Raw genomic sequence first — 12537 nt, 5'->3', positions numbered from 1 at the left:
CGATGGGGTGTCGATGATGAAAACACTGATCATGGTGGCGCTCGGCGGCGCTTTGGGCGCGTGTCTGCGCTACCTTGTCGGTCTCGCCGTCGGCTTCCCTTTGGGCACGCTGGCGGTGAACGTCGCAGGGTCGCTGGCGATCGGCGTCGTTTGGGTATCCTTGGCCGACAAGACGCTGCTGCTGCCCTTCTTGATGACTGGTCTTCTGGGCGGCTTCACGACCTTTTCGGCGTTTTCACTCGACACGCTGCGACTGCTTGAGGCAGGCCGCGCCGCTGTTGCATTTTCATATGTGGGGGCCTCGGTGATCTTGTCGCTGGCCGCCTGTTTGCTGGGCCTCTGGTTGGCCCGAGAGGTATTGGCATGAGCCGCGTACAGACAGTGACCGTCGCCGAGGGTGATGGCGACCAGCGGCTCGACCGCTGGTTCAAGCGGATGTTTCCGCAGATCAATCAAGGCCTCATCGAGAAGATGTGCCGCAAGGGCGAGATCCGTGTCGATGGGGGCCGTGTCAAGGCTAACACCCGGCTCGAGGCGGGCCAGCAGGTGCGCGTGCCGCCGCTGCCCGATGCCGCGCCGCCCCCGCCGCCCAAGCGGACACGCATCACCGAGGCGGATGCCAAGATGATCCGCAACTGCGTGATCTACCGCGACGACCATGTCATCGCGCTCAACAAGCCCGCCGGTCTGGCGGTGCAGGGCGGTTCGGGGCAGGCGGATCGGCATGTCGATGCTCTGTCCGAGGCGCTGACCTTCGACGCCGAGGAGAAGCCGCGCCTCGTGCACCGGCTCGACCGCGACACCTCGGGCGTGCTGCTGCTGGCGCGGACCCGCGCGGCGGCCAAATCGCTGACGGCGGCGATGCGGCACCGCGAAACCCGCAAGATCTATTGGGCCATCGTCGCGGGCGTGCCGACACCGTACTTGGGCGAGATCAAATACGGTCTGGTCAAGGCCGGCGGCCATGGCCGCAAGGGCGAGGGCGAGAAGATGATCGCCGTGCACCCGCGCGACATGGACGACACGCCGGGCGCGAAACGCGCGCATACGCTTTATGCCACGCTCTTCCGCGTCGGCTCGCGCGCGTCTTGGGTGGCGATGGAGCCGGTCACGGGCCGCACCCACCAGCTGCGAGCGCATATGGCTGAGATCGGGCATCCGATCGTCGGTGACGGCAAATACGGCGGCTCGGGGCAGGAGAACCTCGGCGATGGCTGGGGCGCGCAACTGGGCGGGATCATCTCGAAGAAGCTGCATCTGCATGCGCGGATGATGCGTTTCGAGCATCCGCACACGCGCAAGGTGGTCACCATCACCGCTGAACTGCCCGACCACATGGCGCATAGCTGGGACACCTTCGGTTGGACCGAGGATCTCGCCGAAGAAGACCCTTTCGAGTCGCTGCAATGAGCAAACCGCTCCGTTTGGTGATCTTTGACGTCGACGGCACGCTGGTCGACAGCCAAGGCGATATCGTCGCGGCGATGACGGCGGCCTTTGCGGCTGTGGAGGCGCCCGCGCCAACGCGGGCCGAGATCCTGTCGATCGTCGGCCTATCGCTGGATGTGGCGATGACGGTGCTGGCCCCCACGCGCCCGGCGGGGGATCACCTTGCGATGGTTGAAGCCTATAAGGCTGCCTATATGACACTGCGGGCTGAGGCAGGCGTGGCGCAATCTTCGCCGCTTTACCCCGGCGCGGTTGAGACGTTGCGGCGTCTTCACGCAGAGCCGGAGGTGCTGTTGGGCGTCGCCACGGGAAAGTCGAAACGCGGGTTGGACAAGTTGATCGCCGGTCACGGGCTGGAGGGTCTTTTCATCACGCAGCAGGTGGCGGATTTCCATCCCTCCAAGCCGCATCCGTCGATGATCCATCAGGCGATGGCCGATGCCGGGGTGGGGCCTGAGGCCACGGTGATGATCGGCGACACCTCTTTCGACATGGACATGGCCGCCGCTGCCGGGGTGACCGGGATCGGCGTCAAATGGGGCTATCACGGCCCGGAACGGCTGGCCGCCGCCGCGCATCTGGTCGAGGATTTCGCGGCGCTGCCCGCCCTACTGGAACAAATCTGGAGCATTCCCGCATGAGTGACTGGAAAGCCAAACGCTTTTGGAAAGACGCCGCCGTGGTCGCGGTCGAAGACGGTTTCACCGTCGAGTTGGACGGCCGCCGGGTGAAAACCCCGGCCAAGCGCCCGCTGACCCTGCCGACCCGCGCCATGGCCGAGGCCGTGGCCGCCGAATGGCAGGCGCAGGAGAAACAGATCGACCCGCGCACCATGCCGGTGACCAAGACCGCCAATGCCGCGATCGACAAGGTCGCGGTGCAAAAGGCCGAGGTCGTCGAGATGCTCGCGGCCTATGGCGACAGCGATCTTCTGTGCTACCGCGCCGACAGCCCCGAAGGTTTGGTCGCCCGGCAAGCGTCTGAGTGGGATCCGATGCTGGATTGGGCGGCGCAAACCCTTGGCGTGCGGTTGGAGACGCGGGAGGGCATCATGCATGAGCCGCAAGCGCCCGAAGCCCTGGCCCAATTGCACCGGCGGACGGCGGCGCTTGATCCCTTTGAACTGGCGGCTTTTCATGACCTTGTGAGCCTCACCGGCTCGCTGATCCTTGGCTTTGCCGCGCTCGAACAGGCCTTTGACCCCGAGGAAATTTGGGCCCTGTCGCGGCTGGATGAGACATGGCAGGCCGAGCAATGGGGCCGCGATGACGTGGCCGAGCAAGAGGCCGAAATCAAGCGGCAGGCGTTTTTACATGCATGTGCAATAATAGTGCTTTGCAAAGCTGCTTAACTTGATAAAAGCTTTGCGCCGCGATGTGAAAACCCGCTCTGATTTTGCCCATCGCGCCCTTGACCTTCAAACCTGAATCCGCCCACACTGCTTTTCATTGAGCAAGGGAAACCCTGCACAAGATCGCTTTCGGCGTCATCTGGCGTCGGATTAACCGCCAGTGAACGTGGCGGACTATCAGGAAGAGGTAAAAATGAAAAAAACCGTAATTTTTGGCGCGCTGACCGTTGCTGGCCTTGCGGCCGGCGCTGCTGGTGCCGCCACGCTTGATGACGTCAAGGCCCGTGGCAAGCTGAACTGTGGCGTGACCACAGGCCTTGCAGGCTTTGCCGCGCCGAACGCCAACGGCGAATGGGAAGGTTTCGACGTGGCCGTGTGCCGTGCCGTTGCTGCCGCCGTTCTGGGCGACAAGAACGCCGTGGAATTCGTGCCGACAACCGGCAAGACCCGCTTCACCGCGCTGGCTTCGGGCGAGATCGACTTCCTCGCACGCAACACCACATGGACCTTCAGCCGCGACACCGACCTGAAATTCGATTTCATCGGCGTGAACTACTACGACGGTCAGGGCTTCATGGTCCCGAAAGCGCTCGGCGTCTCCTCGGCCAAGGATCTCGACGGCGCGACCGTCTGCATCCAGACCGGCACCACCACCGAGCTGAACCTCGCGGACTTCTTCCGCAAGAACAACATCAGCTACGAGCCCGTCCCGGTTGAAACCAACGCCGAAGGCCAGCAGCAGTACCTTGCCGGTGCCTGCGACACCTACACCACCGACGCCTCCGGCCTTGCCGCGACACGCGCGACCTTCGAAAACCCCGATGAGCACGTGCTGCTGCCCGAAATCATCTCGAAAGAGCCGCTGGGCCCGCTGGTCCGCCACGGCGACAACGATTGGGGCGACATCACCCGCTGGGTGCTGAACGCGCTGATCGCTGCCGAAGAACTGGGCATCACCTCGGCCAACATCGAAGAGATGACCGGCAACACCAACAACCCCGAAGTCGCCCGCCTCTTGGGCACCGAGGGCACATTGGGTGAGATGATCGGCCTCGACGCCGACTGGGCCAAGCGCGCCATCATGGCCGAAGGCAACTACGGTGAGATCTTTGCCAAGAACATCGGCGAAGAGACGCCGATCGGTCTGGCACGCGGGCTGAACGCCCAGTGGACAGATGGTGGCCTGCTCTACGCACCGCCCTTCCGCTAAATAGCGAAGCGAGGGGCGCGGGAATTCCTGCGCCCCTTGCGCCTCTGGCCGGTGGGGCTGCCTGCCTCTGGCCAACAAAAGCTCCCTACTGAAAAGAAGAACGGTCAAAAAACGACTGACGAAACCCCAACGAGACAATAAAAACCCACGATCGAGATAAATCGATCTACGACCAAAAATGATTCGGCCAAGGTGCGCCAAATGCACCGATAAAAAACAAGCCGGAACACAGGGATACATACATGACGACATTCTCCGACCCTCCCAAGGCGTCGTTCCGGCCATCTATGCTGTTGAGCGATACCCGCTATCGGTCGATCACCTTTCAGGTGATCGCGCTGGCGCTGCTGGTCACGGCGATCTGGTATCTGGGATCGAACCTTGCCGCGAACCTGCGCGCCGCCGGTTTGAACATCTCTTTCCAGTTCCTCGGCAATCCGGCGGGCTATGACATCAACCAGACGCTGATCCCCTATACCAGCCAATCGTCGAACCTTCAGGCGGCTTGGGTCGGGATCATCAACACGCTGCTGGTGTCCTTCCTTGCCTGTGTCACGGCCACGATCTTTGGCGTCATCGCCGGGGTTCTGCGCCTGTCGAACAACTGGCTGGTCCGCAAGCTCATGGCGGGCTACGTCGAGATTTTCCGCAACATCCCGGTGCTGATCTGGATCCTGATCATCTACACCATCATGACCGCCGCGATGCCCGCGCCGTCGGCCTTCCGGGGCGACGATCCGACGTCGAGCATGATGCTGGGATCTTTCGCATTTACCAACCGCGGCGTCTATATCCCGGGGCCTGTCTGGGGACCGGGGTCGATGATCGTGGTGGCGACCTTTGTCGCCTCGGTGATCGGCGTCTTTGCCTACCGCCGCTATGCGACCAAGCTGCTTTATGACACCGGTCGCCTGCTGCCGATGCTCTGGCCCTCGGTCGCGATCCTGTTGCTGCCGACGATCATCATGTTCTTCATCATGGGCATGCCGATCGGGCTCGACTACCCCGCGCTGAAGGGCTTCAACTTCCGCGGCGGCATCCAGATCGGCGCGCCGCTGATCGCGCTGTGGTTCGCCCTGTCGATCTACACCGGTGCCTTCATTGCCGAGAACGTCCGCGCCGGCATTCAGGCGGTCAGCAAGGGCCAGTCCGAAGCCGCCGCAGCCCTGGGCCTCCGGTCGGGCCGGATCATGAACCTTGTGGTGCTGCCGCAGGCGCTGCGCGTCATCATCCCGCCGCTTATTTCGAACTACCTCAACATCACCAAGAACTCCTCGCTGGCGATCCTCGTGGGCTATGCCGACATCACCGCGACGCTGGGCGGGATCACCCTGAACCAGACCGGGCGGGCGATCGAATGCGTGGTTCTTCTGATGCTCTTCTACCTCGTCATCTCGCTGGGCATCTCCATGGTGATGAACGTCTACAACAACGCAACGAAGCTGAAGGAGCGTTAAGCCATGTCAGACACACATGCTGAATCCATCGCCTTCGTGCGTGAAACCTCGCTGCCGCCTGCGGCCCCGCCGGATAAGGTCGGCGGCCCGCTGAAATGGGTGAAGGACAACCTTTTCCCGACATGGGCGAATGCGATCCTGACGATTGTAGCGCTCTATTTCCTCTATCTTCTGGTCTCCGGCTCTCTGCCGTGGCTGTTGAACGGCGTCTGGTCGGCGAGCAGCCTGTCGGAATGTCGTGAGATTTTGGACGGCGCGACCGGGGCCTGTTTCTCGGTGCTGAGCGAGCGCTGGCATCAACTGCTCTTTGGCTTCAAATATCCCAGCGACCAATACTGGCGTCCCACCCTCGCGCTGGTGCTGCTGTTCCTTGCCGCCGCACCCGTGCTCTTCATCGACCTGCCGCGCAAGCTGCTGCTTTTCACCGGCGTCTACCCGTTCCTTGCCTTCTGGCTGATCTGGGGCGGGCCGATCTGGGGGCCGATCTTCGCGCTTTTGGGCGTCGTGGCGGGCTATGTCGTCTATAGCCGTCTGGTGCAGAAGAGCTTTGCCATGGCGCTGGCGGGCGGCGTCGTCGCTGCGGTGATCGTCTGGTATATCGGTGGCTTCATTGGCGAGGCGCTGCGCCCCGCATCGCCGCTGCTGCAAGCGATCCCCAGCCGTGACCTTGGTGGTTTCATGCTTAACATGATGCTGGGCATCACCTGCGTGTCGCTGTCGCTGCCCATCGGCATCGCACTGGCGCTTGGCCGCCAGTCTCACCTGCCGATCGTCAAGGGCATCTGCGTGGTCTTCATCGAATTCGTCCGCGGCGTGCCGCTGATCACGCTCTTGTTCGTGGCGAACGTGATGCTGGCCTATTTCTTCCCGCCGGGTTCGGGGGTGGACCTCTTCATCCGCGTGGTGATCATGATCACCATGTTCTCCTCGGCCTATATCGCCGAGGTGATCCGGGGTGGCCTCGCCGCGCTGCCGAAGGGGCAGTACGAGGCCGCCGACAGCCTTGGCCTCGACTACCCGCAGGCGATGCGGCTGATCATCCTGCCGCAGGCGCTGAAAATCTCGATCCCGGGCATCGTGAACATCGCGGTGGGCCTGTTCAAGGACACCACGCTGGTCTCGGTCATCTCGCTGTTCGACATCATCGGCATGATCCGCGGCCCGATCCTCGCCTCGACCGACTGGAACGGCGTTTACTGGGAGCTTTTCCTCTTTGCTTCCGTGCTGTTCTTCATCGTCTGCTACGGCATTTCTCAATACTCGCAGTGGCTGGAACGCCGTCTTGCGACTGACCATCGTTAAGGGAGGGTTCTCGCATGGCTGAGACCGCACAAATGAAAGTATCCGACGAAGTCGCGATCCGCATCGACAACATGAACAAGTGGTACGGGGCCTTCCACGTGCTGCGCGACATCAACCTGACCGTGCACCGGGGCGAGCGGATCGTGATCTGCGGGCCATCGGGCTCGGGCAAGTCGACGCTGATCCGCTGCATCAACGCGCTGGAAGAGCATCAGAAGGGCACCATCGAGGTCGACGGCACGCTGCTGAGCTCGGACCTCAAGAACATCGACAAGATCCGCTCAGAGGTCGGCATGTGCTTCCAGCACTTCAACCTCTTCCCGCATCTGACGATCCTTGAGAACTGCACGCTGGCGCCGATCTGGGTCCGCAAGACGCCCAAGAAGGAAGCCGAAGAAACGGCGATGCATTTCCTTGAAAAGGTGAAGATCCCCGATCAGGCCAATAAGTATCCCGGCCAGCTTTCGGGCGGTCAGCAGCAGCGTGTGGCGATCGCCCGTTCGCTCTGCATGCGCCCGCGGGTCATGCTGTTCGATGAGCCGACATCTGCGCTCGACCCCGAGATGATCAAAGAGGTGCTCGACACGATGATCGAGCTTGCCGAAGAGGGCATGACCATGCTCTGCGTGACCCATGAGATGGGCTTTGCCCGTCAGGTGGCGAACCGCGTGATCTTCATGGACGAAGGCCAGATTGTTGAGCAGAACGAGCCTGAGGCCTTCTTCAACAACCCGCAAAGCCCGCGCACGCAGCTGTTCCTGAGCCAGATTCTCGGGCACTGAACCGGGCAAATCGGACCAAGGTAAGACATGCGCCCCGGCCATTTGGTCGGGGCGTTTGCGTTTCAAACCAGTTGTTTGGGGACGGTGAAGGCGTGCAGCAGGCCGCTGCTGGGGGCCACATCGGCCCAGCTTTCAACCGCGAAATCCAACACCGTCGTCGCGCCCGAGGGGTAGCGATCAAAGGCTTCCTGTTCGGGCGGCTGCTGCAACAGCCCTGCGGCGGCAGCGGCGATGCCGGGGTTATGCGCGACCAGCAGCAGGGTGTTGCCCGTGCCGCGCTGGCACAGGCTGGTGATGATCTGATCAGGCTCGGCGAGGTAGAGTTCGCGCAGGTACTCCACCCGACAACCCTCAGGCAGCGCCAAGCGGGCGCAGGTTTCGCGGGTGCGGGCCGCCGTTGAGCAGAGCACCGCATCAGGCAGCAGCGTCTCTGTGCGCAGCCAGTTGCCAAGGGCTTGGGCCGCCCCGCGCCCGCGGGCGTTCAAGGGGCGGTCATGATCGCTGGTCCCATGGGACCAGTCCGATTTCGCGTGTCGCATCAGGATCAGGCGGCGCATGTCGTTCCTTTCACTGCTCGGCCCATCATAGGCGCGAAGCAGGGGCAGGGGGCAAGCGCTTTGGGGCTAGCCCTTGCGAATGATGCTGCCCGCGCCGTGTTCGGTGAAAAGCTCCAACAGGCAGGCATTGGGCGCGCGCCCGTCGAGGATGACCGCCGCCCGCACACCGCCTTCGAGCGCGTTCAGCGCGGTCTGGACCTTGGGAATCATCCCGCCTGCAATGGTGCCATCGGCGATCATCTCGTTGATTTGGCTCGCTGTGAGGTCGGTCACAACCTCACCGTTGCCGTCCTTGACGCCCGCCACATCCGTCAGCAGCAGCAAGCGGTCGGCCTCCAGCGCGCCCGCGATGGCGCCAGCGGCGGTGTCGCCGTTGATGTTATAGGTCTCCCCCCCGTGGCCCATACCGAGCGGCGCGATGACGGGAATGATGCCCTTGTCGGCAAAGTCCCGCAGGATGCGCGGGTTGACCTGTGTCGGGTTGCCCACGAGGCCCAGAGCGGGGTCTTCGGGGTCGCAAACGATCAACCCGCTGTCTTTGCCCGAAACACCAACCGCGCGGCCACCTTGCTCCGAGATCGCCTGCACGATCCGCGCATTGACGAGGCCCGAGAGCACCATCTCAACCACTTCCATGGTCGCGGCATCGGTCACCCGTTTGCCGTTCACGAATTCGGATTTTATATTCAACCGCGCCAGCATGTCGTTGATCATCGGGCCGCCGCCATGGACGATCACCGGGTTCACCCCCACCTGCCGCATCAGCGCGACATCGCGGGCGAATTCGTCCATCGCTTCGTCGCTGCCCATCGCATGGCCGCCCAGTTTGATGACCACGGTGGCATCGGCGTAGCGTTGCAAAAAGGGCAGAGCTTGGCTGAGGGTTTGGGCGGTGGCGATCCAGTCGCGGTTCATGTCTTGCGTTCTCATCTGTTGACCCATGGGAAGCCGATAGCGGCGGGAGGTGCTATACCAGCGTGGCGATGATGGCACGCAGCGTAGGGATGCCCCAGCCCTTTTCCGAAGATGTCACGACAATCTCCGGGTAGGCGGCGGGGTGTTTGCTCAGCGCGTCTTTCACCTGCGAGAGGATCTTTGCGCGTTCGGCTTCTTTGACCTTATCCGCCTTGGTCAGCACGACCTGAAAGGTGACGGCGGAACTGTCGAGCAGGGACATGATCTCATCATCGACCTTCTTGACCCCATGGCGCGCGTCGATCAGCACGAAGGCGCGGCGCAGGGTCTGGCGGCCCGAGAGGTATTGTTTCAGCAGGCGCTGCCACTTCTCGACCACCGGCAGCGGCGCATTGGCATAGCCATAGCCCGGCAGGTCGACGAGGTAGTGCTCTTCTCCCGCGGTGAAAAAGTTGATCTCTTGCGTGCGGCCCGGCGTGTTCGAGGCCCGCGCCAGCGCTTTCATCCCGGTCAGGGCGTTGATCAGCGTCGATTTCCCGACGTTGGAGCGCCCAGCAAAGCAGACCTCCATCCGGTCGGGGGGCGGCAGCCCGTCCATCGCCACCACGCCTTTGACGAATGTCGTCTCACCGGCGAAAAGCATCCGGCCCTTCTCGGCGCTCGGGGCGTCCGGCTCTTCGGCGATGGTGTAGTTCACTTGCATCAGATCAGCTCCAGTTCGTCGCCCACGGCGATCTCTCCGCCCTTGGTGACGGTCAGGGTAACACCGAAATCCCGGTGACCCAATTGGTCGAGCGCGGCGAGCGTGTCCACGTCGCGTGCGCCGGTGTCGGTGTTTACGGTGGTGGCAAGGCAGCGGGTGATGCGTTTGGACACATGCAGCCGTGCTTCGCCGATTTTCAAATCGCGCCCCAGCCAGTCGAACTCGGCCCAAGGGGCGGCGCCGTCAAACCAGATGTTGCCGCGCCAGCGGGCGGTTTGCAGCGGGGCAGCCGCCAATTCTTCGACGGCGCGATGGGAGGTGAGGCTGTTGAGCGACAGCGTCGGCTCCGCGCTGTCGGTATAGCCGCGGCCATCGAGACGGAGGATATCCACCGGGGCAGCGCGGCCTTCGGCCACCAGCGGGCGGACCCAATCGAGGAAGGCAGCCTGTTCGCGATCCGGGTGGAAGGCGATTTCGCCGCACGTCGGGTGGCGCAGGGTGAGCATCTCAGTGGTCTCATCTAGCTTGGCCGTGATCGCCTGCAACTGCGGCGAAGAGGCCCCCCGGGTGAAATTTAAACACCGCGCCCAGTCTCCCGGCGCGGCTTTGGAGGCGTCATGGGCCACGGCCCAAAGCCGGTCATAGGGCATGGATTGCCCGGCGCGCAGGGTCACACGCTCAACCGTCTCGCGGCCATGGGCCTTCAGCGGATGCCGGTTGAGCGCGGTGACCTGCATCACTTTTTCGACTTGCCCGATTTGGGTTTGGCATCCGCATTGGCGGCAGCGCTCTTGGGCGTGCGTTTGAAGCCGCCTTTGATGTTGCCCCAGAGGTCAGGTTTGTACCCCTGGCTGCGCATGATCAAATATTGCTGGGTGAAGGTGATCGTGTTGTTGGCGATCCAGTACACCACCAAGCCGCTCGCGAAACCGCCCAGCATGAACATGAACACCCACGGCATCCACGCAAAGATCATTTGCTGTGTCGGATCGGTGGGCGCCGGGTTCAGCTTTTGCTGCAAGAACATGGAGATACCCAAGAGCAGCGGCAGGATGCCGATGAAGATCAGCGCCAGCATCGAACCCGGCTCGGGCGCGGCATAGGGCAAGAGACCCCAGAGGTTCATGATCGAGGTGGGATCGGGCGCGCTGAGGTCTTGGAACGGGCCAAAGAAGGGGGCATGGCGCAGCTCGATCGTGACGAAAATCACCTTGTAGAGCGAGAAGAAGATCGGGATTTGCAGCAGGATCGGCAGGCAGCCCGCCGCAGGGTTCACCTTGTTCTTCTTATAGAGCTCCATCATGCCCTGTTGCATCTTCTGACGGTCGTCGCCCGCTTCTTTCTTCAGCTTTTCCATCTCGGGCTGAAGCTCTTTCATCCGCGCCATGGAGACGTAGGATTTGTACGCCAGCGGGAAGAGGACCGCCTTGATCAGCAGCGTCAGGCCGATGATGGCGACACCCATGTTGCCGATAAGTTTGTTCAGCTCATGCAGCAGCCAGAAGATCGGCTTGGTCAGGAAGAAGAACCAGCCCCAGTCGATGCTGTCGATGAATTTGGCGACGCCGGAGGATTGGTAATCCTGAAGGGTTTCCCACTCCTTGGCACCGGCGAAGAACTTGCTGGAGGTGCTTACGCTTTCGCCTGCCGCGACCGAGCGGGTCGGCTGGCGGGTGAAGGCGCGGTAGGTGTCCGCGCGCGGATCATAGGTGAGCGCCTGTTCAAAGGTTTCGCCCGCATCGGGGATCAGCACCGCCTGCCAATAGTGATCGGTAAAGCCGACCCAGCCCTCGGTGACGCCTTCGGTGACCACGGCGGGGCGGCCCCAGGTGCTGTTCACATCGGCTTCGGCGATATCGTCCCAATCGACTTCGGCAAGTTCACCATTGGCCATGGCCACGGCGCCCTCATGTAGGATGAAGAAGCTTTTCAGGTCTTCGGGCAGCCCGTGCTGCGCGATCATACCGAAGGGGGCGAGGTTCACCGCGCCTTCGCCGTTGTTGGTCACGCTCTGGGTGATGTCGAACATATATTGGTCATCGACCGAGATGGTGCGGGTAAAGACCTGCCCGGCGCCATTGTCCCAAGTGAGGGTCACGGGGCTGTCGACGCCCAGCGTTTCGCCCTCGCTCAGGGTCCAAAGCGTGTCGACACCCGGGACGGCATCGGGGGCGAGGCCCGAACCGGCGGCCCAACCGTGCAGCGCATAGTAAGCATCGCTCGACCCTTCGGGGGAGAGCAGGGTCACGATTTCGGCATCTGCGTCGAGCGTGGTTTGGTAATCGTTCAGTTTCAGATCGTCGATCCGACCGCCCATGAGCGAGATGGAGCCGCTGACCTTGTCGGTCGCGATTGCCACGCGGGGCGCTGCTGCCAGTGCCGCGCGGCGGCCTTCGGGGGCGGCGCCTTCGCCATCTTCCGTGCCAGGTGCGGCAGCGGTATCGGCGGTGGAGGCGGGAACCGAAGTGCCCTCGACAGTTTGGCTGACCTCACTGCCAGGCTCCAATGCTGGGTCGGCTTCAGGGGGCGGGAACAGAAGGAACCACACGAGGATGACGGCAAAGCTGAGCGCCGTGGCAAGGATGAGATTCTTGTTCTGTTCGTCCATGGGGACCGCCACCTGATGTCTTTGAATATCACGGGGGTTCAACAGAGTGCGGGGCCAAAGGTCAAGTGGAATCGGGCGGGATGAAGGGGGATGCAGGGTGGTTTTGGTCCATCTGGCATGGGTTTTGCGGAGTTTCGCCGGGGGCGGTTGCGGGGGAGCGGTGGCCTCGGCATTGAACGGGGCAGGGGGCGAAGGGTGTGACC

General features: G+C 62.7%; 13 protein-coding genes. 8 read left to right on the top strand and 5 right to left on the bottom strand.

Translation table 11 applies throughout. The features are described from left to right. Positions 1–13: 13 nt before the first annotated feature. The 8 genes from ACGYK4_RS03365 to ACGYK4_RS03330 all read left to right on the top strand — a co-directional run bounded on the left by ACGYK4_RS03365 (position 14) and on the right by ACGYK4_RS03330 (position 7551). The gene (locus tag ACGYK4_RS03365; RefSeq protein ID WP_394434154.1) at positions 14–367 is read left to right on the top strand and encodes a fluoride efflux transporter FluC; all 354 of its coding nucleotides are present in this window, start codon (positions 14–16) and stop codon (positions 365–367) included. Further along, positions 364–1410 carry an RluA family pseudouridine synthase gene (locus ACGYK4_RS03360; RefSeq protein ID WP_394434152.1) on the top strand — a complete coding sequence of 349 codons (1047 nt, stop codon included), beginning with the start codon at positions 364–366 and terminating at the stop codon, positions 1408–1410. The genes ACGYK4_RS03365 and ACGYK4_RS03360 overlap by 4 nt, the downstream gene beginning before the upstream one ends. Continuing rightward, a complete protein-coding gene (locus ACGYK4_RS03355; protein ID WP_067267245.1) occupies positions 1407–2090 on the top strand; it encodes an HAD-IA family hydrolase in 684 nt (227 codons plus the stop codon). Before ACGYK4_RS03360 ends, ACGYK4_RS03355 begins: the two co-directional genes overlap by 4 nt. After that, entirely contained in the window at positions 2087–2800 is a 714-nt protein-coding gene (locus ACGYK4_RS03350) for an ATP12 family chaperone protein (protein WP_394434148.1), read from the top strand. Before ACGYK4_RS03355 ends, ACGYK4_RS03350 begins: the two co-directional genes overlap by 4 nt. 193 nt (positions 2801–2993) lie before the next feature. Beyond that, on the top strand, positions 2994–4010 hold the full coding sequence (locus ACGYK4_RS03345) for an amino acid ABC transporter substrate-binding protein (protein WP_209218372.1): 1017 nt from the start codon (positions 2994–2996) through the stop codon (positions 4008–4010). 242 nt (positions 4011–4252) lie between these two features. Further along, positions 4253–5467 carry an amino acid ABC transporter permease gene (locus tag ACGYK4_RS03340; RefSeq protein WP_394455091.1) on the top strand — a complete coding sequence of 405 codons (1215 nt, stop codon included), beginning with the start codon at positions 4253–4255 and terminating at the stop codon, positions 5465–5467. Positions 5468–5470: 3 nt separating this feature from the next. After that, positions 5471–6769, top strand: coding sequence for an amino acid ABC transporter permease (locus ACGYK4_RS03335; protein WP_271692981.1), 1299 nt, complete (start codon positions 5471–5473; stop codon positions 6767–6769). Between the two features lie 14 nt (positions 6770–6783). After that, positions 6784–7551 carry an amino acid ABC transporter ATP-binding protein gene (locus tag ACGYK4_RS03330; RefSeq protein WP_067263096.1) on the top strand — a complete coding sequence of 256 codons (768 nt, stop codon included), beginning with the start codon at positions 6784–6786 and terminating at the stop codon, positions 7549–7551. Between the two features lie 62 nt (positions 7552–7613). On the opposite strand, the gene ACGYK4_RS03325 is transcribed toward ACGYK4_RS03330, so the two are convergent. The 5 genes from ACGYK4_RS03325 to yidC form a co-directional block, all read right to left on the bottom strand. Further along, a complete protein-coding gene (locus ACGYK4_RS03325; protein ID WP_394455089.1) occupies positions 7614–8108 on the bottom strand; it encodes a SixA phosphatase family protein in 495 nt (164 codons plus the stop codon). A 66-nt stretch (positions 8109–8174) separates the two neighbouring features. Continuing rightward, the gene (argB, locus tag ACGYK4_RS03320) at positions 8175–9038 is read right to left on the bottom strand and encodes an acetylglutamate kinase (RefSeq protein WP_394455088.1); all 864 of its coding nucleotides are present in this window, start codon (positions 9036–9038) and stop codon (positions 8175–8177) included. A gap of 37 nt (positions 9039–9075) precedes the next feature. Then, a complete protein-coding gene (gene yihA, locus ACGYK4_RS03315; RefSeq protein WP_067263087.1) occupies positions 9076–9726 on the bottom strand; it encodes a ribosome biogenesis GTP-binding protein YihA/YsxC in 651 nt (216 codons plus the stop codon). Continuing rightward, positions 9726–10463 carry an MOSC domain-containing protein gene (locus ACGYK4_RS03310; protein WP_394455119.1) on the bottom strand — a complete coding sequence of 246 codons (738 nt, stop codon included), beginning with the start codon at positions 10461–10463 and terminating at the stop codon, positions 9726–9728. The genes yihA and ACGYK4_RS03310 overlap by 1 nt, the downstream gene beginning before the upstream one ends. Then, positions 10463–12334 (bottom strand): membrane protein insertase YidC, encoded by a 1872-nt coding sequence (gene yidC / locus ACGYK4_RS03305; RefSeq protein WP_394455086.1) that lies wholly within the window; start codon positions 12332–12334, stop codon positions 10463–10465. Before yidC ends, ACGYK4_RS03310 begins: the two co-directional genes overlap by 1 nt. Positions 12335–12537: the final 203 nt, after the last annotated feature.

It is taken from the genome of Sulfitobacter sp. 1A13368, from assembly GCF_043557275.1.
Classification (GTDB): Bacteria; Pseudomonadota; Alphaproteobacteria; order Rhodobacterales; family Rhodobacteraceae; genus Sulfitobacter; species Sulfitobacter faviae.
This window is presented reverse-complemented; position numbering and strand designations above follow the sequence as displayed.